This is a genomic window from Klenkia brasiliensis (assembly GCF_900100695.1).
Classification (GTDB): Bacteria; Actinomycetota; Actinomycetes; order Mycobacteriales; family Geodermatophilaceae; genus Klenkia; species Klenkia brasiliensis.
Map to the genome: position 1 here is coordinate 443,505 of NZ_FNCF01000003.1, position 22,249 is coordinate 465,753.

General features: G+C 75.4%; 20 protein-coding genes. 6 read left to right on the top strand and 14 right to left on the bottom strand.

Translation table 11 applies throughout. The features are described 5' to 3' along the window. Window positions 1-13: 13 nt before the first annotated feature. Together BLT39_RS10735 and BLT39_RS10740 are read left to right on the top strand one after the other, a co-directional pair. Window positions 14-1,216: a thiolase family protein gene (locus BLT39_RS10735; protein WP_207507849.1), complete on the top strand. Its 1,203-nt coding sequence runs from the start codon at window positions 14-16 to the stop codon at window positions 1,214-1,216. Further along, a complete protein-coding gene (locus BLT39_RS10740; RefSeq protein ID WP_091062558.1) occupies window positions 1,213-3,228 on the top strand; it encodes a 3-hydroxyacyl-CoA dehydrogenase NAD-binding domain-containing protein in 2,016 nt (671 codons plus the stop codon). The genes BLT39_RS10735 and BLT39_RS10740 overlap by 4 nt, the downstream gene beginning before the upstream one ends. Before the next feature lie 148 nt (window positions 3,229-3,376). On the opposite strand, the gene BLT39_RS10745 is transcribed toward BLT39_RS10740, so the two are convergent. From BLT39_RS10745 to BLT39_RS10770, 6 genes are read right to left on the bottom strand one after another with little or no spacing between them, the layout of a single operon-like run. Then, window positions 3,377-3,658, bottom strand: coding sequence for a thiamine-binding protein (locus BLT39_RS10745; protein WP_091062560.1), 282 nt, complete (start codon window positions 3,656-3,658; stop codon window positions 3,377-3,379). Then, a complete protein-coding gene (dxs, locus tag BLT39_RS10750) occupies window positions 3,645-5,552 on the bottom strand; it encodes a 1-deoxy-D-xylulose-5-phosphate synthase (RefSeq protein ID WP_091063027.1) in 1,908 nt (635 codons plus the stop codon). Before dxs ends, BLT39_RS10745 begins: the two co-directional genes overlap by 14 nt. A 32-nt stretch (window positions 5,553-5,584) precedes the next feature. Further along, complete coding sequence (locus BLT39_RS10755) at window positions 5,585-5,983, bottom strand: hypothetical protein (RefSeq protein WP_091062561.1); 399 nt, start codon at window positions 5,981-5,983, stop codon at window positions 5,585-5,587. A gap of 1 nt (window position 5,984) precedes the next feature. Next, complete coding sequence (locus BLT39_RS10760) at window positions 5,985-6,683, bottom strand: SGNH/GDSL hydrolase family protein (RefSeq protein WP_131801466.1); 699 nt, start codon at window positions 6,681-6,683, stop codon at window positions 5,985-5,987. Next, window positions 6,683-9,214, bottom strand: a complete 2,532-nt coding sequence (locus BLT39_RS10765) for a bifunctional lysylphosphatidylglycerol flippase/synthetase MprF (protein WP_091062563.1) — start codon at window positions 9,212-9,214, stop codon at window positions 6,683-6,685. The genes BLT39_RS10760 and BLT39_RS10765 overlap by 1 nt, the downstream gene beginning before the upstream one ends. Further along, on the bottom strand, window positions 9,211-10,536 hold the full coding sequence (locus tag BLT39_RS10770; RefSeq protein WP_091062564.1) for an alpha/beta hydrolase: 1,326 nt from the start codon (window positions 10,534-10,536) through the stop codon (window positions 9,211-9,213). The genes BLT39_RS10765 and BLT39_RS10770 overlap by 4 nt, the downstream gene beginning before the upstream one ends. Window positions 10,537-10,677: 141 nt before the next feature. On the opposite strand from BLT39_RS10770, the gene BLT39_RS10775 reads away from it, so the two are divergent. Continuing rightward, window positions 10,678-12,486 carry a glycosyltransferase family 39 protein gene (locus BLT39_RS10775; protein ID WP_091062565.1) on the top strand — a complete coding sequence of 603 codons (1,809 nt, stop codon included), beginning with the start codon at window positions 10,678-10,680 and terminating at the stop codon, window positions 12,484-12,486. Here BLT39_RS10775 and BLT39_RS10780 read toward each other — a convergent pair. Then, the gene (locus tag BLT39_RS10780; protein WP_242658309.1) at window positions 12,456-13,727 is read right to left on the bottom strand and encodes a class I SAM-dependent RNA methyltransferase; all 1,272 of its coding nucleotides are present in this window, start codon (window positions 13,725-13,727) and stop codon (window positions 12,456-12,458) included. The two genes, BLT39_RS10775 and BLT39_RS10780, sit on opposite strands and share 31 nt — an antisense overlap. Next, window positions 13,724-15,754: an APC family permease gene (locus BLT39_RS10785; protein WP_091062566.1), complete on the bottom strand. Its 2,031-nt coding sequence runs from the start codon at window positions 15,752-15,754 to the stop codon at window positions 13,724-13,726. Before BLT39_RS10785 ends, BLT39_RS10780 begins: the two co-directional genes overlap by 4 nt. A gap of 127 nt (window positions 15,755-15,881) precedes the next feature. Here BLT39_RS10785 and BLT39_RS10790 point away from each other — a divergent pair, with 127 nt between their 5' ends. Then, the gene (locus BLT39_RS10790) at window positions 15,882-16,550 is read left to right on the top strand and encodes a potassium channel family protein (RefSeq protein WP_091062567.1); all 669 of its coding nucleotides are present in this window, start codon (window positions 15,882-15,884) and stop codon (window positions 16,548-16,550) included. After that, window positions 16,550-17,218: a potassium channel family protein gene (locus BLT39_RS10795; RefSeq protein ID WP_091062570.1), complete on the top strand. Its 669-nt coding sequence runs from the start codon at window positions 16,550-16,552 to the stop codon at window positions 17,216-17,218. Before BLT39_RS10790 ends, BLT39_RS10795 begins: the two co-directional genes overlap by 1 nt. On the opposite strand, the gene BLT39_RS10800 is transcribed toward BLT39_RS10795, so the two are convergent. The 6 genes from BLT39_RS10800 to BLT39_RS10825 are packed head-to-tail and all read right to left on the bottom strand — an operon-like array spanning window position 17,215 to window position 20,895. Next, a complete protein-coding gene (locus BLT39_RS10800) occupies window positions 17,215-18,015 on the bottom strand; it encodes a DUF3159 domain-containing protein (protein WP_242658310.1) in 801 nt (266 codons plus the stop codon). The genes BLT39_RS10795 and BLT39_RS10800 overlap by 4 nt on opposite strands. A 7-nt stretch (window positions 18,016-18,022) precedes the next feature. Next, on the bottom strand, window positions 18,023-18,400 hold the full coding sequence (locus tag BLT39_RS10805) for an OB-fold nucleic acid binding domain-containing protein (RefSeq protein ID WP_091062572.1): 378 nt from the start codon (window positions 18,398-18,400) through the stop codon (window positions 18,023-18,025). Further along, window positions 18,397-19,149, bottom strand: coding sequence for a DUF3710 domain-containing protein (locus BLT39_RS10810; RefSeq protein ID WP_091062573.1), 753 nt, complete (start codon window positions 19,147-19,149; stop codon window positions 18,397-18,399). Before BLT39_RS10810 ends, BLT39_RS10805 begins: the two co-directional genes overlap by 4 nt. 1 nt (window position 19,150) lies before the next feature. Next, the gene (gene dut / locus BLT39_RS10815) at window positions 19,151-19,657 is read right to left on the bottom strand and encodes a dUTP diphosphatase (RefSeq protein ID WP_091062575.1); all 507 of its coding nucleotides are present in this window, start codon (window positions 19,655-19,657) and stop codon (window positions 19,151-19,153) included. 9 nt (window positions 19,658-19,666) lie between these two features. Next, window positions 19,667-20,566 carry a hypothetical protein gene (locus tag BLT39_RS10820; RefSeq protein WP_091062578.1) on the bottom strand — a complete coding sequence of 300 codons (900 nt, stop codon included), beginning with the start codon at window positions 20,564-20,566 and terminating at the stop codon, window positions 19,667-19,669. A 29-nt stretch (window positions 20,567-20,595) separates the two neighbouring features. Then, complete coding sequence (locus tag BLT39_RS10825) at window positions 20,596-20,895, bottom strand: DUF4193 domain-containing protein (RefSeq protein ID WP_091062581.1); 300 nt, start codon at window positions 20,893-20,895, stop codon at window positions 20,596-20,598. A gap of 259 nt (window positions 20,896-21,154) precedes the next feature. On the opposite strand from BLT39_RS10825, the gene BLT39_RS10830 reads away from it, so the two are divergent. Then, the gene (locus tag BLT39_RS10830; protein ID WP_091062583.1) at window positions 21,155-22,201 is read left to right on the top strand and encodes a phosphotransferase family protein; all 1,047 of its coding nucleotides are present in this window, start codon (window positions 21,155-21,157) and stop codon (window positions 22,199-22,201) included. The last annotated feature ends 48 nt before the right edge of the window (window positions 22,202-22,249 follow it).

Here is a 22,249-nt window from a genome sequence, read left to right on the forward strand (position 1 = left end):
CACCGGAGGTCCCGTGACCCGCTCCCTGCGCGAGGTCGTCTTCGTCGACGGCGTGCGCACCCCGTTCGGCAAGGCCGGCCCGAAGGGCATGTACGCGCAGACCCGCGCCGACGACCTGGTGGTGCGCTGCATCCGCGAGCTGATGCGGCGCAACCCGCAGCTGCCCGCCGACCGGGTCGACGAGGTGGCCATCGCCGCCACGACCCAGATCGGCGACCAGGGCCTGACCATCGGCCGCACGGCCGCGCTGCTGGCCGGCCTGCCGAAGAGCGTCCCCGGGTTCGCGATCGACCGGATGTGCGCCGGCGCGATGACCGCGGTGACCACCACGGCGTCGGGCATCGCGTTCGGCGCCTACGACGTCGCGATCGCCGGCGGCGTCGAGCACATGGGCCACCACCCGATGGGCGAGGGCGTCGACCCCAACCCGCGCTTCGTGTCCGAGAAGATCGTCGACTCCTCGGCCCTGGTGATGGGCTCGACGGCGGAGAACCTGCACGACCGCTACCCGCACCTCACCAAGGAGCGCGCCGACGCCTTCGCCGTCGGCAGCCAGGACAAGTACGCCGCGGCGCTGGCCGCCGGCAAGATCGGCCCCGAGCTCGTGCCGGTCGCCACCCGCTCGGCCGAGCAGGGCTGGGGCCTGGCCACCGCCGACGAGCCGCCCCGCCCGGGCACCACCGTCGAGGGTCTGGCCGACCTCAAGACCCCGTTCCGGCCGCACGGCCACGTCACCGCCGGCAACGCCGCCGGGCTGAACGACGGCGCCACCGCCTCGCTGCTGGCCGCCGAGGACGTCGCCGTCGAGCTCGGCCTGCCGATCGGCATGCGGCTGGTCGGGTTCGGCTTCACCGGCGTCGAGCCCGAGGTGATGGGCATCGGCCCGGTGCCCGCGACCGAGAAGGCGCTGGCCCGCACCGGCCTCACCATCGACGACATCGGGCTGTTCGAGCTCAACGAGGCCTTCGCCGTCCAGGTGCTGGCCTTCCTGGACCACTTCGGCATCGCCGACGACGACCCGCGGGTCAACCCATGGGGCGGGGCCATCGCGGTGGGCCACCCGCTCGCCTCCTCCGGCGTCCGGCTGATGACCCAGCTGTCGCGGCAGTTCGCCGAGCGACCGGACGTCCGCTACGGGCTGACGGCGATGTGCATCGGCATCGGCATGGGCGGATCGGTCATCTGGGAGAACCCGGCGTGGGAGGGCGAGAAGTGAGCGAGCAGTTCCCCGACGAGGTCGTCACGCAGGCGCTGCTGCGGCAGGTCCGGCTCCCCGGGGTGGCCAAGCCGCTGGCGCTGATCACCCTGGACAACGGGCACGACCACACCCGGCCCTCCACCTTCGGCCCCGGTGGGTTGGCCTCGCTGGACGCGGCACTGGACCAGGCGCTGGCCGCCGACGTCGCGGGCATCGCGGTCACCGGCAAGCCCTTCGTCTTCGCCGTCGGCGCGGACCTCTCCGGCGTCCCGCGCATCGGCAGCCGCGACGAGGCGCTCGAGATCGCCCGACAGGGCCACCGGGTCTTCGCCAAGCTCCGCGCCGCACCGGTGCCGACGTTCGCGTTCGTGAACGGTGCGGCGCTCGGCGGTGGGCTGGAGCTCGCCCTGCACGCCGACCACCGCACCATCTCGGCCGGTGCGTTCGTGGCCTTCCCCGAGGTGTTCCTCGGCCTGGTGCCCGGCTGGGGCGGCACCCAGCTGCTCCCCCGGCTGATCGGCATCGACGCCGCCGTGACGGTGATCGTCGAGAACGCCCTGGCCCAGAACCGGATGACGCCGGGCCCGCGGGCGGCGAAGCTCGGGATTGCCGACGCCCTCCTCGAGCCCGCCGACTTCCTGGAGCGCTCGCTGGAGTGGGCCGCCGGCGTGCTCACCGGCGCGGTCACGGTCGACCGCGCCGACGTCGACACAAGCGCCTGGGACGACGCGATCGCGCGCGCCCGCCAGGTCGTGGCCGCGCGCACCCGCGGCGCGTCGCCGGCCGCCGTCCGGGCCGTCGACCTGCTCGAGCTCGCCCGCGACGCCACGTTCGCCGACGGCACCGCCGCCGAGGACGACGCGCTGGCCGACCTGATCATGACGCCGGAGCTGCGCAGCTCCCTCTACGCCTTCGACCTGACCCAGAAGCGGGCCAAGCGGCCGGCGGGTGCGCCCGACAAGGCCCTGGCGCGGAAGGTCACCAAGGTCGGCGTGGTGGGCGCCGGTCTGATGGCCTCCCAGCTGGCGCTGCTGTTCCTGCGCAAGCTGCAGGTACCGGTGGTGCTCACCGACGTCGACCAGGCGCGGGTGGACAAGGGCGTGGGCTGGGTGCACGGCGAGCTGGAGAAGCTGGCCGGCCGGGGCAGGCTGTCCCCCGACGCGCTCAACCGGCTCCAGGGCCTGGTCACCGGGTCGCTGGAGAAGTCCGCGTTCGCCGACGCCGACCTGGTGATCGAGGCCGTCTTCGAGGAGCTGTCGGTCAAGCAGCAGGTGTTCGCCGAGGTCGAGGCGGTCGTGTCCGACACGTGCGTGCTGGCCACCAACACCTCGGCCCTGTCGATCACCGACATGGCGGCGGAGCTGCGCCACCCCGAGCGGGTCGTCGGCATGCACTTCTTCAACCCCGTCGCGGTGCTGCCGCTGCTGGAGGTCGTGCGCGCCGGGGCGACCGACGACGCCACGCTGGCCACCGCCTTCGCCGTCGGCAAGCAGCTCGGGAAGTCGTGCGTGCTGGTCGCCGACGCCCCGGCGTTCGTGGTCAACCGGCTGCTCACCCGCTTCCTCGGCGAGGTGACCGCGGCGGTCGACGCCGGCACGCCGGTCGAGGTCGCCGAGCGGGCGCTGGACCCGCTGGGCCTGCCCATGACGCCGTTCGAGCTGCTGTCGCTGGTCGGCCCGCCGGTCGCGCTGCACGTCGCCGAGCGGATGCACGAGGCCTTCCCCGACCGGTTCGGCGTCGGCGACGGCCTGCGCCGGATGGTCGAGCTGGGCAAGCCGTCGGTGTTCAGCGAGCCCGGCGTCGTCGACCCCGAGCTCGCCGAGGTGTTCACCTCGTCGGGCACCGGTCCCTCCGCGGAGGAGCTGCGGGCGGACGCCGAGCGGGCGCTGGCGGAGGAGATCACGCTGATGCTGGACGAGGGCGTGGTGCAGGCCGTCGAGGACATCGACCTGGCCATGCTGCTCGGCGCCGGCTGGCCGTTCTGGCTGGGCGGCATCAGCCCCTACCTGAAGCGCGTCGGCGCCCTGTAGAGCACGGTGCGCCCCCGACCGGGGCGCATCGTGCTCTGGCCCGCCGCCGCGGGTTGACCTTGCAGTTCGGCAACGCCGACGCGCCGGGGAACGGCGCGCAGCCGTTGTGGTTCTGCACGATCAACGGCGGCGGAGCGCAGGGAACGACCTACCGGAAGCCGTCGGTCAGGGAGTCCATGGTGCGGTTCACCTCGGCGACCTTGATGTGGCTGATCCCGGCGGTCGCGCCGGCGGCCAGCATCGCCTCGTGCACCCCGCGCAGGGTGGCCCACACCTGGTCGGCCTCGCCCTCGAGCGTGGTGCCCAGCGCGCCCACCTCGTAGGTCAACCCGGACGCCTGGATCACCGCGATCGCGGCCTTGACGTGCGCGTACGGCTCCTCGGCCGTGCCCGGCGGCGACGGGGCGACCTGGATCTCAGCGATCAGCATGCTTCTCCTCCGACGACGAGCGGTCACTGATCCGGGCGGCCCACTCGACCACCCGGCGGGCGACGTCCTGCTCGGTCAGGCCGTGCTCGGCGAGCACCTCGGCCCGGCTGCCGTGGTCCAGGAACACCTGGGGCAGCGCGATGCAGCGCACCGGGACGTCGACCTCGGCGTCGCGCAGCGCGGCGGCCAGGGTCTCCCCCACCCCGCCCGACCGGCCGCCGTCCTCCAGCGTGACGACCAGCCGGTGCCCCCGGCACAGCTCCACCAGCTCGGGGGACGCCGGGAGCACCCACCGCGGGTCGACGACGGTGACCTCGATGCCCTGCTGGCCGGCCCGCTCGGCGGCGGCCAGCCCGGCCGGGACCATGGACCCGCACGCCACCAGCAGCACCTCCGGCGCCGCACCCCGGCGCAGCACGTCGACGGGCCCGACCCGCTCCAGCGCCGGCAGCGAGGGCAGCACCGAGCCCTTGGGGAAGCGCAGCACGGTGGGGCCGTCGGAGACCGCCAGCGCCTCGTCGAGCTCCTCGACCAGGGTGGCCTCGTCGCGGGGCATCGCCATCCGCAGACCGGGCACCACCGAGCAGATCGAGGTGTCCCACATGCCGTTGTGCGAGGCGCCGTCGGTGCCGGTCACCCCGGCCCGGTCCAGCACGACGGTGACCGGCTGGCGGTGCAACGCGACGTCCAAGAGCAGCTGGTCGAAGGCCCGGTTGAGGAAGGTGGAGTACACCGCGACCACCGGGTGCAGGCCGGCCATCGCCAGGCCCGCGGCTGAGGTCAGCGCGTGCTGCTCGGCGATGCCGACGTCGAAGGTCCGGTCGGGGAACCGGGCGGCGAAGGCGGCCAGGCCGGTGGGGTGCAGCATCGCGGCGGTGATGGCCACGACGTCGGGCCGCTCGTCGCCGACCTCGACCAGCGCGTCGGAGAACGCCGTCGTCCAGTCCCGGCCCGCGGTGGCCGCGCTGACCCCGCTGTCGGGGTCGAAGGCGCCGGTGGCGTGCCAGGCGTCGACCTCGTCGCGCTCGGCCGGGGCGTAGCCGAAGCCCTTCACGGTCAGGGCGTGCACGATGACCGGCCCGCCGAAGGCCCGGGCCCGGCGCAGCGCGGACTCCAGCGAGGCGATGTCGTGGCCGTCGACCGGGCCGACGTACTTCATCCCGAGGTCCTCGAACATGCCCTGCGGGGCCAGCACGTCCTTGAGGCCCTTCTTGATGCCGTGCAGCGCGTCGTAGAGGGCGCTGCCGACCACGGGGGTGCGGGTGACCGAGGCGCGGACGGCGTCCAGTGCCTGCTCGTAGCCCGGTCGCAGCCGCAGGCTGGCCAGCGCGTCGGCGACCCCGCCGATGGTCGGCGAGTACGAGCGGCCGTTGTCGTTGACCACGATCACCACCGGCCGGTCCTGGGCGGCGGCGATGTTGTTCAGCGCCTCCCAGGCCATGCCACCGGTCAGCGCCCCGTCGCCGATGACGGCCACCACGGGCCGGACGTCGCCCCGGACGGCGAAGGCCTTGGCCAGCCCGTCGGCGTAGGACAGCGAGGTCGACGCGTGGCTGTTCTCCACCCAGTCGTGCTCGCTCTCGGCCCGCGACGGGTAGCCGGACAGCCCGCCGCGCTGGCGCAGGCCGGTGAACCCGTCCAGCCGGCCGGTGAGCAGCTTGTGCACGTAGGACTGGTGACCGGTGTCGAACACCACCGGCTCGTGCGGGGAGTCGAACACCCGGTGGATCGCGATGGTCAGCTCGACCGCGCCGAGGTTGGGGCCCAGGTGCCCGCCGGTGCGGGCGACGCTGGTGACCAGCGCGTCACGGACCTCCGCGGCCAGGGCGGGGAGCCGGTCGGGGGCGAGTGCCCGCAGGTCGGCCGGACCGGTCAGTTCGCGGAGCAGTGACACCACCCGAGCGTAGTCGCGGCCGCCCGGCCGGGTCAGAGCTTGGGGTTCCAGCGCTCCCCGCGCAGCGCCGCGCCCACCAGCGCGACGCCCTTCGCCGCGGCCGCCAGCCGGGTGCCCTCGCGCTCGTAGGCGGTCATCGCCGCCTCCATCGCCTCGGGCGGCAGCTCGCCCGCGAGCTCCACCCGCACGGTGCGCCAGCCCGCGCGGGCGGCCTCCAGCCCCGCGGTGACGTGGTCGCCGGCGAAGCGGGCCAGCAGCACCGGGTAGCGGCGCAGCACCTCGTGGCTGCGGTACTCCGGGGGCACCAGGTCGTAGAGCCAGGCGACGGCGGTGCGCTCCCAGTCGGGGACGCCCGGCGGGCGCACCTCCTCGGGCCAGCCGGGAGGTGCCGTGCCGTCCCGCCCGGTCGGGGGGCGGTCGACGGCGGGCACGTCACCCAGTCTGCCCCGCGGCCGCGCCGGGTGCGGTGGCGCCGGCCGGGTGCAGCAGGGCCTCGTGCAGCGCCACCCCGATGTGCGCCGCCGCCTGCTCGGTCGGGTGCACGCCGTCGAGGCTGGTGCCCGGCCGGTAGTCCCCGTCGTCGTCCCGGCACTGCGTCATCGGGTCGACGTACTGCCAGCCCTGCTGCTGGGCCAGCGCCTCCAGCCGGGCGTCCAGCGCCAGGGTCTCCTCCCCCAGCCCGTCCTCGGGCGCCACCGCCGACAGCACCACCCGGGGGGCGTGCACCAGGGCGGCGATCTGCACCAGGTCGTCGAGGGTGTCCTCGGTGGGGATGCCCCAGTCGATGTCGTTGTTGCCGCCCATCAGCACCAGCACGTCGGGCCGGACCGCGCCGGTCCCCACGTTCTGCACGCCCTCCAGCATGTCGTCGGTGGTGGCCCCGGCGTGCGCCCAGCCGCCGAGCACCCCCACCCCGTGCCCGATCGCCCACCACGCCCAGGACCCCTGGCCGATCTGGCCGGCGTCGAAGTCCGGGCTGTCCATCTCGGTGATGGAGTCCCCGACCGCGACCACCGCCACCGCCGGGTCGGCGGCGGCGTCGGACACCCGCGCCGCGGTCGGCGGCGCCACCTCGCCCGCGCAGCCCGCCACCGTCGCCAGCGCCACCCCCAGCACGACCACCCGCCGCATCACCGCTGCCCCGACCCGACCAGCTCGCGTGCCGGCTCGGCTGCCGGCGGCGGCGGGACGGGACGACGGCGTCGTCGGCCGTGCAGCAGCGCGCGGCCCAGCCGCAGCGCCTGCCGGGGGGACAGGTGCGGCAGGTAGGCCTGCGAGACCGCACGGGCGATCCGGGGCAGGTCGGCGTTGTCCAGGTGCACCAGCCACAGCGGGCGGTGCTGCGGTTGGAACTTGGCCTTGAACGACAGCAGCGAGCGGAAGCCGTACACCGGCTCCATCAGCCGCCCGGTGGCCTCGAGCAGCCGGGCCAGGGCGTCGTCGGCGCTGTCGGCCGGGAAGGCCAGCGGGGCACCGGACAGGCTGACGAACTCCGCGCCCTCCTCCTGGAAGGCCAGCGCCGCGGTGCCGACCAGGAACTCCATCGTCCCCGGAGGGCAGCCGGGGCTGCGCCGCATGAGGTCCAGCGTCCAGCCCACCCGGACGCCGTCCCGGGTGGCCGGCAGCCAGCTGGTGATGCCGTGCACGTGGCCGTCGGGGCCCACCGACAGCAGGCACCGGACGGCGGGGTCCTCCAGCTCGTCCAGCCCGCCCAGGGTGAAGCCCATCTCCGGCAGGCCCTTGCCGGCCAGCCACTCCTCCGAGGACAGCACGACCTGCTCCCGCAGGGCCAGCGGCGCATCGGCCCAGGTCACCCACACCGCCTGCACGCCGTCCCGGGCGGCGCGGTTGATCGCCGTCCGGACGTCCTGCCACTTCTTCCCGGTGTAGGCCAGCGACCCCAGAGGCAACCACGTCTCGCTGGCCACCTGCAGCCGCCGCGCACCCGGCAGCGCCTCGGCGACCTCGTCGGTGACGGAGTACCAGCACGGCGTCCAGCCGCGGGCCTGGCACCAGGCGGTGAACTCCGGCACCGCCCGCGCCCGCGCGCCGGGCGGGCCGACCGGGTCGCCGGTGGTCAGCGCGACACCGCCGACGACCCGGAAGGCGACGACGGCCCGGCCGTCGGCGGTGAACCACCAGCGGTTGCCCACCCAGGTGGTCATGAACGACAGCGCGGTGTCGCCGTGCCGGTCCACCAGGGCGCGGGCCCGGGCGGCGTCCCCGCTGGGCACCGCCGGCCGCACGACCACCCAGGCCGAGCCGACGAGCACCGCCCAGCAGGCGACGCCGGTCCAGTTGGCCAGCACCCGCGCCGCACCGCGCAGCGGCGCCAGCTGCGGCAACACCTCGCCCAGCCAGCCCGGGGGCAGCATGCGGGCGGGCAGGTCCAGCAGCAGCCGGGTCAGCGTGGCCGGGGTGGCCCACTCCCCGCGCAGCAGCAGGCCGAGCCCGAGGTAGACCACGACCACCGCGGCGAGCCCGCCGCCGGCCAGGGCCGCCCAGCGGCGCGCGGTGCCCGGGGCGGCCGGCACGGCGAAGCGGCCACGGGTGACCAGCAGCAGCACCAGCAGGGCCAACGGCGCCACCAGCGGTGCCCACACCGCGACGACCGGCAGCCCGGCGCGCGGCGTGCCCAGCACCGTGAGCGCGTCCGCGGGCCGGGTCAGGACGGCGACGACGACGGCGCCGCCGACCGCCGACAGCGCCGCGGTGAACAGCACCGCACCGGCCCAGGCGGCCCGGCGGCCACGGCGCAGGCCCTCGGCCAGCACCAGCTGCAGCAGCACCGGCAGCGCCGACAGCAGGGTGGGGCCCAGCCCGACCAGGTGCTCGCGGCCGGTCAGCACCCGGCAGTCGGCGGCCTCGCCGGTCGTGCTGCAGACCTGCCGGACCAGCCCGCTGTCGGGCGAGCCCGCGACGAACAGGTGGGACAGCACCGACCACGGGCCGGCGGAGGTGCGCGCCAGCGCGGCCAGGAGGGGGCCCACCGCGGCGGCCGCGACCACCAGCGCGACCAGCGCCCGGGACTCCCGGCGGCTGACCGGGGCGTGCTCGCGGCGCCGGCCGCGCCGCCGCAGGGCCACCTCGCCGGCGACGAGGCCGACCAGCCAGCCGGCCAGCCGGTGCACGTCGCCGCCGGTGCCGCCGTAGAGCACCAGCATCCCCAGCCCGGTGCCCAGCACCACCCGCACCCGGCGGCGGGCCAGCGGGGTCGCGGTCGCCGAGGCGGCGGCGACCGCGGCCAGCACGCCCGGCAGCGGGCCGACGACCAGCGCGCCGGCCAGCAGCTGGCCCCAGCGGTCGCCGGTGGCGGCCAGCAGCGCCGACGCCGCGGTGCCCACCAGCCCGGCGGCGACCTGCCCGCCGACCAGGGCGGCCAGGGTCCGGCGGCTGCCGACCCGGTGCTCGACCACGCCCAGCAGGCCGGCCACCAGCAGCAGCGTGACGACCGTGCCGGCCGGGGTGGCCACGGTGAGGCCGGCGGTCAGCAGGGTCCACCACCGCCCCTGGCCCAGCGGCCCGGGCCCGGTGCCCAGGGCCGCCTCCGTGCCCAGCGGCGCACCCACCACGAGGGCCACCACCAGCCCGGCGGTGACCGGGACGCGCCGCAGCAGGTCCCGTCCGCGGCGGGCGGTGGTCGCGACGTCGACGGCGCTCATGCCGGCAGCCCGGTGTGCTGGGCCAGCCAGGGCAGCGCGCCCTCGAGGCCGGGGCCCCACACGTCCCAGGAGTGGGCGCCCGGCAGCTCGGTCGAGGTCACCGACACCCCGGCCCCCTTCAGCGCCGCCACCACCTCCTCCTGCTGCGGGCGGTAGTGGTCGTCGTCCTTGCCGACCACGAGGTAGCCCGACAGCTGCGGGTAGCGGTGCGCGGCGAGCAGGTGCAGGGGGTCGACGGCGTCGAAGGGGGCCTCCTGCCCGTTGAACGTGGCCGCCAGCGTGCTGCTCGCGCTGCCCAGGGTGGGCGCCCGCTGGCCGGAGGCGTCGAAGAAGGTCGGGAACAGGTCGGGGTGGTTGGTGGCCAGCTGCAGGGCGCACGTGCCGCCGTAGGAGAACCCGCCGACCGCCCAGTGGCTGTGGTCGGTGTCGACCTGCAGGTTCTTGCCGATCCAGTCCGGGACGTCGACCGAGAGGTAGGTGTCGGCCTTGCCCAGTGCGGAGTCCATGCACAGCGGGTTGCTGCCCTCGCCGCCCAGGTCGTCGGGCATCACGACCACCGGCGCGAGGCCGTGGTGGGCGTCGGCCCAGTCGTCCAGCCGCTGCGCCAGCTGCCCGCCGTCGATCCAGTCACGCGGGCTGCCCGGCTGACCGCCCAGCAGGATCCACACCGGCAGGTCGGGGCGGTCCGAGCTCAGGTAGGCGGGGGGCAGGTAGACCCAGGCCGGGCGGGCCGGGAAGCCCGAGGCGGTCGCCGGGATGGTGACCTGCGCCAGCGCCCCGGTGGAGGGCATCCCGGCCGGCGGGGTCCAGTCGGCCAGGCTGGTCTGCGAGACGGCGGCCGTGGTGAGCACGTCCTGCGCGTCCGCCTGGTCGTAGGGCGGCAGCTGCAGGGCCGCGGCGACGGTCGGGAAGGGCTGGTAGACGGCGTTGACCGCGTTGGCCGCACCCAGCAGGACGCCGGCCAGGGCCAGCACCGTGACCGCCCGGCGCCACCACCGCTGCCCGGCCCAGCCGGCCACCGCCAGGGTGATGCCGAGCAGACCCAACCCGATCCACAGCGGCACCAGCCAGGGCAGGCCGTCCGGGAAGGGCTTGGTGATGGCCAGGACGAGCTGCGCGACGCCGAGCAGCACGGCGGCCGCGACGAGGGCGACCGGGACGCGGCGGGTGAACCAGCGGCGGTGCCGGTGCGTCACGAGGAGCACGGCGAGGCCGACGAACAGCGCGCCCACCAGGATCTGGTAGAGCGGACCGGTGACCAGGTGCAGGCCGATGAACCAACGCCACAGGTGGCTGAGCACGGTGTCCTCCTCGTTCGACACCCAGCACCGTCGTGGCGTGGGCTGGGAGGTCACCACCGCCGAGCTGTGAGCCCGCTGCACATCCGGCGGACAGAGGATCTGCGGCTGGTCCACAGCCGGCCGGGAGGGAGCTGTCAGCAACCGGGCACACAGTCCTCAGCCGTGACCACCGTGCTCGACGCCCCCGCGCCCGCCGACGGTCCGGCCCCCGCGCGCCCGCGGCGCCGCCGGCCCCCGGCCTCCCGGGTGGCGCTGGGCGTGCTCCTCGCCGGCACCGCGGCCCTCGACACCGTCGGGCTGTCCCGCTCGGGCTGGGGCAACGCCTTCTACGCCGGCGCCGCGCAGGCCGGGTCGCAGAGCTGGTCGGCCTGGTTCTTCGGCGCCTCGGACGCCCCGGGGTCGATCACGGTGGACAAGCCGCCGGCCGCGCTGTGGGTGATGGGCCTGTCGGTGCGGCTGTTCGGGTTGTCCAGCTGGTCGCTGCTGGTGCCGCAGGCGCTCATGGGCGTGCTCGCCGTCGCCGTCCTCGCCGCGACCGTGCGGCGGGTGCTCGGCCCGTGGGCAGGGGTGCTGGCCGGCCTGCTGCTGGCGGTCACCCCGGTGGTCACGCTGATGTTCCGCTACGACAACCCCGACGCGCTGCTCACCCTGCTGTGCGTGCTGGCCGCCTGGGCGGTCGGCCGGGCGGTCGAGGACGGCCGCACCCGATGGTTGCTGCTGGCCGGGGCGTTCGTCGGCACGGCGTTCCTCACCAAGTCGCTGCAGGCCTTCCTGGTGCTGCCCGGCCTGGCCGCGGCCTACCTGGTGGCCGGCCCGCCCCGGCTCGGGCGCCGGCTGCTCCAGCTGCTCGCCGCCGGCGTGGCGCTGGTGGTGGCCTCGGGCTGGTGGGTGCTGGCCGTGCGGCTGGTGCCCCGCGCCGACCGGCCGTGGATCGGCGGCACCAAGGACGACGACCCGCTGAGCCTGGCGTTCGGCTACAACGGGCTGGGGCGGCTCAACGGCGACGAGATGGCCGGCGGCGGTGGCCTGCACCGCACCTCCTCCTCGGTCTGGCGGCTGCTGGGCTCCGGCGGCGACGAGGCCGGCTGGCTGCTGCCGCTGGCCGTGCTCGCGCTCGTGGCCGGCCTGGTGCTCACCGCCCGGGCGGCCCGCACCGACCGGGCCCGGGCCGCCCTGGTGCTCTGGGGCGGCTGGCTGGTGGTCACCGCCGGCGTGCTGAGCACCATGAAGGGCATCGAGCACAGCTACTACGCCGTGCAGCTGGCCCCCGCGGTGGCCGCGCTGGTCGCCCTCGGCGGCACGCTGCTGTGGCGCGCCGGCCGGGCCGGGCGGGCGGTGCTGGCGGTCGGGGTGTTCGTCGGCGCCGGCTGGGTCGTGCTGGACGCGGGCTACCACTGGCACCACCCGGAGGCGGCGGGCGTGCTGGCCGGCGTCGTCGGCGTCGTCGTGCTGGCCGGGCTCGTCGCCCTGCTGCTCGGCCGCCCGCGGGTCTTCCTCGCCGCTGCGGTGCTGGCGCTGGTGTCCGCGCCGCTGGGCTGGTCGGTGAGCACCGCCGCGGCGGTGAACCAGAGCAGCAACGTCTACGCCACCCCGCCCCCGCTGACCGCGGCCGGTTGGCGCGGTGGGCCGCACGACGGGGCCGGCATCGACCCCCGCGCGCTGCAGCTGCTGCAGACCGGCGCCGCGGGTTGGACCTGGGTGGCCGCCACCACCGGCCACCACGGTGCGTCCATCCAGCTGGCCGTCGGCGCACCGGTGATGGACATCGGCGGGTTCTCCGGGCAGGACCCCGACCTGACCCTGGACCAGTTCGAGGCCGACGTCGCCGCCCACGAGATCCACTACTACGTCGGCGGCACCGGCGGCGGGCCCGACGCCGCGCGCATCCTGGCCTGGGTGGAGGGGCACGGCCGGCAGGTCCCGGCCGGGACGACGAAGCTCTACGACCTCTCGGCGCTGGCCACGGGCTGAGCGCCGGGCAGCAGCAGCGCGACGCACTCCACGTGCGCGGTCATCGGGAAGGCGTCGAAGGCGCGCAGCCCGGCCAGCCGCCAGCCGGCGCCGGCGAAGACCGCGACGTCGCGGGCCAGGGACGCCGGGTCGCAGGCCACGTAGGCCACCGCCCGCGCCCCCGAGCCGGCCAGCACCTCGCTGACCTCGCGGCCGGCACCCGACCGGGGCGGGTCCAGGACGACGACGTCCGGCGGGCCGTCCAGCTCGGCGAGCAGCCCGGCCAGGCCCTCGGCGTCCACGTCGCCCTGCCACACCTCGGCCTGGGGCAGGTCGGCCAGGTTGTCCGCGGCGGCGGCGCAGGCCCCGGCGTCGGACTCCACGCAGACCACCTGTCCCCCGGCGCCCACCCCGGCGGCCAGCGAGCCGCCGAACAGGCCGGCGCCGGCGTAGAGGTCCAGCACCCGCTCGCCGGGCCGGACGCCGACGAAGCCGGCGACCGCCCCGACCAGCGCGTCGGCCGCGGCCGGGTGCACCTGCCAGAAGCCGGTGCCCTCGACCTGCCAGTCCCGGTGCCAGGCGCGGCGCTCGGCGCGCGCCCCGGTGACCTCGGCGCCGGTGGGCCGCGCGACCTTGGTCGACCGGGCGTGGCCGCGGCGGTCCAGCACGGTGGTGGTCACCCCGCCGACGGAGTCCACCGCGACGTCGACCGCCCCGGCGCCGTCCCACCGGCGGCCCAGCACGGCGGCCACCGCGGGCTCCACGGTGATCGGGCAGTCCTCGAGGACGACGACGTCCCTCGACCGGTGCGGGCGCAGCCCCGGGCGGCCCGCGCGGTCGACGGCGAACCGGGCCCGGGAGCGCCAGCGCAGCGGACCGCCGGGCAGCTCCTCGACGTCGAGGGCGACGTCCATCCCCGCCAGCCGGCCGAACTGCTCGGTGACCACGTCGGCCTTGAGCCGGCGCTGGGCGGCGGGGTCGACGTGCTGCCAGTCGCAACCCCCGCAACGGCCCGGCCCCGACGCCTTGCACGGCCGCTCGACCCGGTCGGGGCTGGCGTCGAGCACCTCCACGGCGTCGGCCCGGCAGTAGCCGGGGTGCCGGTCCTCGGTGACGGCGACCACCACCCGCTCGCCGGGCAGCGCGTGCCGGACGAAGACCACCCGGCCCTCGTGCCGGGCCACGCAGTGCCCGCCGTGCGCGACCGGGCCGACGGTCACCTCGAAGCGCTGCCCGACCCAGGAGTCCCGGTCGGTGCTCACGTGTCGGCCGGGTCCTGGGCGAAGCCGCGCCGCAGGTCGCCCGGCGCGGGGCCCTCGGGCTGGCGCAGCAGCACCTCCTCGCGGTCGCGGGAGCCCTCCAGCTGCCACGGCACGGTGGTGATCATGACGCCGGGCTGGAACTGCAGCCGGGTGCGCAGCCGCAGCGCGCTCTGGTTGTGCAGCACGTTCTCCCACCAGTGCCCCACCACGTACTGCGGCACGAACACCACCACCAGCTCGCGCGGGCTGTCCCGACGGATGTCCTTGACGAAGTCGACCACCGGCCGGGTGATCTCGCGGTAGGGCGACTCCAGCACGGTGAGCGGCACCGGTATGTCGTAGCGCTCCCAGTCGGCCTGCAGCGCGCGGGTGTCGGCCTCGTCGACGTTGACGTTCAGCGCGGTCAGCTGGTCGGGCCGGGTCGCCCGGGCGAAGGCCAGCGCCCGCAGCGTCGGCTTGTGCACCTTGTTGACCAGCACGACCGCGTGCACCTTGGAGGGCAGGGTGCGGGAGTCCCCGCTGGGCACCAGCTGGTCGGCGACGTGGGTGTAGTGCCGGTTGATCTGCCGCATCAGCAGGTAGATGAACGGCATCGCGACCAGCACGATCCACGCGCCGCGGGTGAACTTGGTCAGGATGATGATCACCAGCACGATCGTGGTGATCGAGCCGCCGAGGGCGTTGATGACCTGCGACCGGCGCATCCGGGCCCGCTCGGCACCCTCGACGAGCTTCATCTCCCGGTTCCAGTGCCGCACCATGCCCCACTGGCCGATGGTGAAGCTGGTGAACACCCCGACGATGTAGAGCTGGATCAGCCGGGTGGAGTCGGCCTCGAAGGCCACCAGCATGACCACCGCGAAACCGGCCAGCAGCAGGATGCCGTTGCTGTAGACCAGCTTGTCCCCGCGGGTGTGCAGCTGCTTGGGCATGTAGCGGTCCTGCGCGAGCACCGAGCCCAGCAGCGGGAAGCCGTTGAACGCGGTGTTGGCCGCCAGGATGAGCACCAGCGCGGTGGTGGCCTGGATGTAGAAGAAGCCGATCGAGTCGCTGCCGCCGAACACCGCGCTGGCCACCTGCGCGATGACCGTCCGCTGCGGCTCGGTCTCGCAGTTCGTGAAGCCCTCCAGGTCGCACGGGAACTCCGCGTACTTCACGCCGGCGAACAGCGCCAGGGCGGTGACGCCGGCGAACATGGCCGCCGCGATCCCGCCCATGAGGGCCAGCGTGGTGGCCGCGTTCCTGGACTTCGGCGGCCGGAACGCCGGCACCCCGTTGGCGATCGCCTCGACGCCGGTCAGCGCGGTGCAGCCCGACGCGAAGGCCCGCAGCACGAAGAACAGCAGGGCCACCCCGGCGAGCTGGTCGTAACCCGGCTCGGGGGTGATCGTGTAGCCGGCGCTCTCGGCGACCAGCGACGCGTCGGTGACGAAGTACCGGAGGAACCCGGTGACCACCATGACCAGGATGCCGGCGACGAACAGGTAGGTCGGGACGGCGAAGCCCTTGCCCGACTCCCGCAGCCCGCGCAGGTTGGCCGCGGCGAGGAAGGCGACCAGCCCGACGGCGATGAGCACCCGGTGCTCGGCCAGCTGCGGGAACGCCGAGATGATGTTGTCGGTGCCCGACGCGACCGAGACGGCGACGGTCATCACGTAGTCGGTGAGCAGTGCGCTGGCCACCACCAGCGAGGCGAACCGGCCGTGGTTCTTCGCGGCCACCTCGTAGTCGCCACCCCCCGAGGGGTAGGCGTGCACGACCTGCCGGTAGGACAGCACGACCACGACCAGCAGCAGGACGACGGCCACCGCCAGCCAGGGCGCCAGGAACAGGAACGCCGTCCCCGCCAGGGTGAGCACGATGAGGATCTCCTGGGTGGCGTAGGCCACGGAGGAGAGCGGGTCGCTGGCGAAGATCGGCAGCGCCAACCGCTTGGGCAGCAGGGACTCCCCCGCCTTGTCGCTGCGGACCGGGCGGCCGAGCACGAGGCGCTTGGGGAGTTGCCCGAGGTCGGACAGCGAAGGCACGCGGCGATGGTACGGACGAGGGAGGCCTGCACCGCGTCCGCGCCGGTGGGGCCCGGCACACGTGTAGCTTCGCGCCCTGTACGCCACGGCGGCCGGCGCCGGGCGGCGGAACCCCGCAGGAGCGCACGTGCACGTGGTCGTGATGGGCTGCGGCCGGGTCGGGTCGGCGATCGCGCGGAAGCTGGAGAAGATCGGGCACAGCGTCGCGGTCATCGACCAGAACGCCGAGGCCTTCCGCCGGCTGGGCCCGGAGTTCAACGGCCGGCAGGTCACCGGGCTGGGCTTCGACCGGCAGACCCTGCTGGACGCCGGCATCGACTCCGCCGGGGCCTTCGCCGCGGTGAGCAGCGGCGACAACTCCAACATCATCAGCGCCCGGGTGGCCCGGGAGACCTTCGGCGTCGAGCACGTCGTGGCGCGCATCTACGACTCCAAGCGGGCCGAGGTCTACGAGCGCATGGGCATCCCCAGCGTGGCGACCGTGCCCTGGACGGTGAACCGGCTGATGCGCGAGCTGCTCAGCGTCAAGGTCACCGAGATCTGGCGCGAGCCCACCGGCACGGTGCTGCTCATGCGGGTCACCGTCACCGACGGCTGGGTGGGCCGCCCGCTGAAGGAGCTCGAGCGCGCCTCCGGCGCCCGGGCGGCGTGGCTGGTCCGCTTCGGCGAGGCGCAGCTGCCGACGTCGAGCACCGTGCTGCAGTCCGGCGACCACCTGGTCGTCGCCGCCACCGACGAGATCGCCACCGCCGTGCACGACGTGGTCGAGAACGCACCCGAGGGAGGGCACCACTGATGCGGGTCGCCATCGTGGGGGCCGGCGCCGTCGGGCGGTCGATCGCCGGGGAGCTGCTGGGCAACGGCCACGCGGTCATGCTCATCGAGAAGAACGGGTCCAAGGTGCGGGCCAAGGCCGTGCCCGGGGCCGAGTGGGTGCAGGCCGACGCCTGCGAGGTGACCGCGCTGGAGGAGGCCCAGCTGGCCACCTGCGACGTGGTCATCGCCGCCACCGGCGACGACAAGGCCAACCTGGTGGTCTCGCTGCTGGCCAAGACCGAGTTCGCGGTCAACCGCGTCGTCGCCCGGGTCAAGGACCCGCGCAACGAGTGGCTCTACACCGAGGCCTGGGGCGTCGACGTCGCCGTCTCCACCCCGCGGGTGCTGGCCGCGCTGGTCGAGGAGGCGGTGACCGTGGGCGACGTCGTCCGGCTGATGAGCTTCCGCAAGGGCGCGGCCAACCTCACCGAGATCACCCTGGCCGAGGACACCCCCTGGGTGGGCCGGGCGCTGCGCGAGGTGCCGCTGCCCCGCGAGACGGTGCTGACCGCCATCCTGCGCGGCGAGCGGGTCATCACGCCCTCCCCCGACGAGCCCCTGGAGGCCGGCGACGAGCTGCTGTTCGTCATGCACGGCGACGTCGAGGAGGAGCTGCAGGAGGTGCTCTCGGGCCGACCCGTCGGCTAGTTGTCGGCGGTGCGGTGACGGTGCAGGCGGGCCACCACCCACAGCGTCACCACCAGCGCGGCGCCGGTGACCGGCAGCCCCAGCACCAGCGACGCGGTGCCCAGCAGCGCGACCTGGTCCTGCCAGTACAGCACCGCCTGCACGGCGAACCGGACCAGGAACGTGCCGGCCCACAGCACGGTCAGCCAGGTGTAGGCCCGCAGCATCCGCCGGTCGTCGCGCCAGTGCCGCTCGGGCGCGGCGTCGGGCTGCCGCTCGTCGTCCGACCGGTCCTGGGCCTCGTCCTGGGTGTCGGCCTCGGCGGCCTCCTCGGCGGCCTCGACCACGGCCGCGCCGCGGGCCCGCAGCCGGCCGGCGAGCTTGCCCCCGACGCTGTGGTCGGCCATCGACCCCAGGTGGCTGGGGGCGAGGAACTCCGCGGCCACCCCGACCAGCGGCCAGCGCACCAGCACCGAGCCGAGCAGGACGACGCCGAGCCCGGCGTTGCGGATGAGGCCCACCACGAAGAAGTCCCGGGCCTCCCCCGACGCCCGGGCGATGGCCACGGCGATCGCGACGCCGATCAGGCCGCTGATGGCCTGCTGCACGCTCTCCTTGCGCAGCATCCGCAGCCCGAACACCAGGACGGCGGCGCCGAGGGCGGCCCAGATGCCGACCGTCAGCCCGCCCAGGCCGTTGGCGACGACGAAGGCCACGGTGGGCAGCGAGACGTCGACCATGCCGCGCCAGCCCCCGAGGGAGTCCAGCACCAGCTGCCGGTCGAACGCGACCGGCCTGCGCCCCTGCGCAGGGCTCACCGGCGGCTCACCCGGCGCTCAGCTCGTACCAGGGGTTGTAGATGACCTTGCGGCCCTCGAAGGAGGCGAACCGGCCCCGCGCGGTGAGCGTGCGACCGGGCTCGATGCCGGGGATGCGGCGGCGGCCCAGCCAGACCAGCGTCACCGAGCCCGAGCCGTCGAACAGCTCGGCCTCCAGCGTGGGCACGGTCTCGCGCGGGGTGTAGACCACCGACTTCAGCCGGCCGGTCACCGCCACGACCTTGCCCTTCTGGCACGCGCTGACCGGCTCGCAGCCGGAGCTGACGACGTCGGACTGCAGCTCCTGCGCGTCGATGGTCTGGTCGTCGGCGGTCAGCTTGGCCAGCTTCTGGGCCAGCCAGCCCTTCGGACGGGTCTCGGTCACGCGTCCAGGGTAGGACCGGTACCGCCCCCCGGTGCCGACGGCTGCACCACACCCTGCTGCGCCCCACCCTTCTGGGCCGCCTGCTGGGCGGCCACCTGCTGGGCGGCCTGCGCGGGCAGGGTCATCGGCAGCTGCTCGCGCACCGGCATCGGCTCGGTGCCCCGGACGACGACGATCGAGCGGAACGCGTCCTCGAGCGCGGCACCGGCCTCGGGCGTCTCCGCCGCGGGGCCGGAGATCATCCCGCGCAGGAACCAGCGCGGACCGTCCACGCCGATGAACCGGGCGGCCCGGCGCACGGGTGCCGCAGGGGCGGCCTGGCCCGGCTGCGGCGGCGGGCTGGCGGTCACGGTGCCGGCCAGCTCCGGGCCGAAGGGGCCCTCCCGCTCGCTCAGCGACCCGCCCTGGCCCTTCGCGCTGGTGACCAGGTCGGCGCGCACGCCCTCCCAGATCCCGCCGGCCCGGGGCGCGGCGAACGCCGACACCTGCAGCAGCGAGTCGCCCGACCGCAGGCTGGCCCCGATGACCTTCTGCGCCTGGTTGACGTCGACCCGCAGCTCCATGCCGGGGACGGCGGGCAGCCGCAGCGAGCCGAGGTCGATGCGCTGCACGCCGTCCTCGGGGGCGTCGGCCTCGTCGTAGGGGCCGGTGGTCTCCTCCTGCGGCCGCTCGCGGACCTGCGGCTCGGGCGGGACGCCCCGCTCCCGCACGCTGCGCTCGATCCGGTTGCGCCGTCGTCCGAACGGCATGTCAGGCCTGCCCCTCTGTCTGCGTCGGTGTCGCTGTGGGTGCGGTGAACCCGCCGGTGGAGCCGTGCCCGCCGGCGCCGCGGGCGCTGCCCGGCAGCTCCGCGACCGGGCGGAAGTCCGCCTGCACGACCGGCTGCACCACCAGTTGGGCGATGCGGTCGCCCCGGCGCAGCCGGATGGTGCGCTCGGGGTCGTGGTTGACCAGGTTCACCTTGATCTCGCCGCGGTAGCCCGCGTCGATGGTGCCGGGTGCGTTGACCATGCCCAGGCCCACGCGGTGGGCCAGGCCGGAGCGGGGGTGCACGAACCCGGCGTACCCCTCGGGGATGGCCACCGCCACCCCGGTGCCGACCAGCGCGCGCTGGTGCGGCGCCAGCTCCAGGTCCTCGGTCAGCGCCAGGTCGGCGCCGGCGTCACCGGGACGCGCGTAGACCGGTGCGACGGCGCCCTCGGCGAGGACGACCGGGACCGGCAGCGGCGCCGGGGAGGACGCGGGCGGGGACGGCACGGGCCGAGGCTAGTGCCGTCCGGGTGCGCGCAGGTCGGCGAGGACCGCCTCCGCGAGCTGCGTCGTGGCCTTGCGGTTGCTGCGGGCGGCCAGGCCCGCGCCGAGCAGCAACGGCGCGGCCGAGGAGACGTTGCGGGCCAGCCGGCGGGTGACCCGCCGGCGCAGCGCGTTCACCCCGGCGCTGCCGAGGGTGGCCAGCAGCCCGCCGCCGCCACCGGAGCCGGTGTCGACGGCCCGCTGGTGGGTCCAGCTGGTCAGGTAGGCCGCGGCCCGCTCCCGCGCGTCGCCCGGTGCGGGCCGGCCGTGCAGCTCGTGCAGCTCGCCGATCAGGACCACCTCGACCGCGGCCACCAGGACGGTCTCCGCCCCCAGCTCCAGCGGCAGGGCCACCATCGACGGCGGCGCGAACCACTGCGCCGCGGTGAGCCCGCCGGTGGCCGCGCCGATCCCGGCGGTCACCCGGCCGTACCGGGTGACCAGGGCGTCGGCGACGGCGTCGCGGTCCATGCCGGGGTAGGCGGCGCGCAGCCGCTCGGCGTCGCGGATCGGCAGCCGGGGCGCCGCGGCGTGCAGCAGGTCCGACAGCACGGTGCCCGGCCGCCACCCGCCACCGCGGTCCTCGTCGCCCGCGCGGGCGGTGCCGCCGTCCACCGGCCCGTCGTCGTCGCCGCGCCCGGCGCGGGCCGCCGTGGCCACGGCACCGACGACGTCGCGCAGCACGGCCCCCGCCCGGCCGCCCTTGCCCGCGGGTGCGTCCTCCCCGGGGCGCTCACCGAGGAGGCCGCCCACCGCGTCGGCGACGGACCGGGCCGCCCGCGTCAGCGGGCTGCCGGTGTCCTCGACGCCGGTGTCGACCGGCCGGGGACGCGGGACGTCCCTGGCCGGTGCGGTGCGCGGTTCCTCCTGCACGGTGTCCCCCCGGTGTCCAGCTCGGCCGATCAGGCGCAGTCGCGGCAGATCAGCCGGTCACCCTTGGTGGAGGCCAGCCGGCTGCGGTGGTGGACCAGGAAGCAGCTGGAGCAGGTGAACTCGTCCTCCTGCTTCGGCAGCACCCGGACGGTGAGCTCCTCGTTGGACAGGTCGGCGCCGGGCAGCTCCAGCGCCTCGTTGAAGTCGGTCTCGTCGACGTCGACCGAGGAGGACTGGGCCTCGGCCCGGCGGGCCTTGAGCTCCTCCAGCGAGTCCTCGCCGAGCTCGTCGGCCTCGTTGCGTCGTGGGGCGTCGTAGTCGGTGGCCATGGTGTGCCCCTCTTCTTCTCTTCGTGGTGCGGGCCCGCTGGCCCGTTGTCCTCCGCCGCCGTCCGGCCGCCGCGGTCTCGGGCGGGCCCTCGGGGCCCCCGCTCGCGGTGCTGCCGGACTCCGGCAGGCCACCCAACGTGGCGGGTGCCGCGTTTGTGCCCGGGTCGGCGGGCGTCACACACCGGGTGCGGTGGGCGTCGTCGCACGGCCGTGGAACGGGGTCGTCCGGGTCGGGAGCGCCAGAGGCTACCCTGCGCCGATGACCGCCACCGTGGGTGCCGACCCGGGGGTCGTCGGCCCCTACCTCGCGACCGTCCTGGACGACCCGCGCTGGCAGCAGGTCGACGTGTCGCTGATCGCCGCCGGCATGTCCAACCTCACCTACGTCGTCACCCCGGCCGAGGGGCCGTCGTCCGACGCGGTGGTCCTGCGCCGCCCGCCGACCGGTGCCGTGCTGGCCACCGCGCACGACATGGCCCGCGAGCACAAGGTGATCAGTGCACTGGCCGGGACCCCCGTGCCGGTGCCGCGCACGCTGCACCTGTGCACCGACCCCGCCGTGCTGGGGGCGCCGTTCTACGTGATGGAGCGGGTCGAGGGCCTGCACGTCGTCGACGAGCTCCCGCCCGGCTACGCCGACACCGAGGCCGACCGCCGCGCCATGGGCGACGGCCTGGTCGACGTGCTGGCCGACCTGCACTCCGTCGACCCCGCCGCGGTGGGCCTGGCCGACTTCGGGCGGCCCGAGGGCTTCCTCGCCCGGCAGGTGCGGCGCTGGACCACTCAGTGGGAGGCCACCCGCGACACCGACCGGCCCGAGCTGGACGCCCTGGCCGCGCAGCTGGCCGCCACCGTGCCGGTCACCCGGCGCAGCGGGATCGTGCACGGGGACTACCGGATGGACAACTGCCTGCTCGACCCCGACGTGCCCGGCCGGGTGCGCGCGGTCCTGGACTGGGAGATGTCCACCCTCGGCGACCCGCTCACCGACCTCGGCATGCTCTTCGTCTACTGGCCCGAGGCGGGCGAGGAGCGCGGGGTCGCCCTCTCGGCGGTCACGACCCTGCCCGGGTTCCCCACCCGGGCCCAGGTCGCCGAGCGGTACGCCGCCCGGACCGGCACCGACCTGGGCGACCTGTCCTGGTACGTCGGCTTCGCCTACTTCAAGTTCGCCGCGATCCTCGCCGGCATCGTCGCCCGGTCGGCCGCGGGGGCGATGGCGGGCAAGGACACCACCGGCTACGCGGAGAAGATCGACCCCTGCGTCGCCCTGGGGCGCGCCGCGCTGACCGACGGTGCGGTCTGACCCGGCCCCACCGCACTACGATCTCGCCGATCCCCGTCCTCCCCCGAG

Bases quoted from the DNA above. Each gene is read 5' to 3' on its own strand.
- BLT39_RS10825 (WP_091062581.1), bottom strand. From the start codon at position 20,895: ATGGCCACCGACTACGACGCCCCACGACGCAACGAGGCCGACGAGCTC.
- BLT39_RS10760 (WP_131801466.1), bottom strand. From the start codon at position 6,683: ATGCGGCGGGTGGTCGTGCTGGGGGTGGCGCTGGCGACGGTGGCGGGC.
- BLT39_RS10830 (WP_091062583.1), top strand. From the start codon at position 21,155: ATGACCGCCACCGTGGGTGCCGACCCGGGGGTCGTCGGCCCCTACCTC.
- BLT39_RS10765 (WP_091062563.1), bottom strand. From the start codon at position 9,214: ATGAGCGCCGTCGACGTCGCGACCACCGCCCGCCGCGGACGGGACCTG.
- BLT39_RS10745 (WP_091062560.1), bottom strand. From the start codon at position 3,658: ATGCTGATCGCTGAGATCCAGGTCGCCCCGTCGCCGCCGGGCACGGCC.
- BLT39_RS10810 (WP_091062573.1), bottom strand. From the start codon at position 19,149: ATGCCGTTCGGACGACGGCGCAACCGGATCGAGCGCAGCGTGCGGGAG.
- BLT39_RS10795 (WP_091062570.1), top strand. From the start codon at position 16,550: ATGCGGGTCGCCATCGTGGGGGCCGGCGCCGTCGGGCGGTCGATCGCC.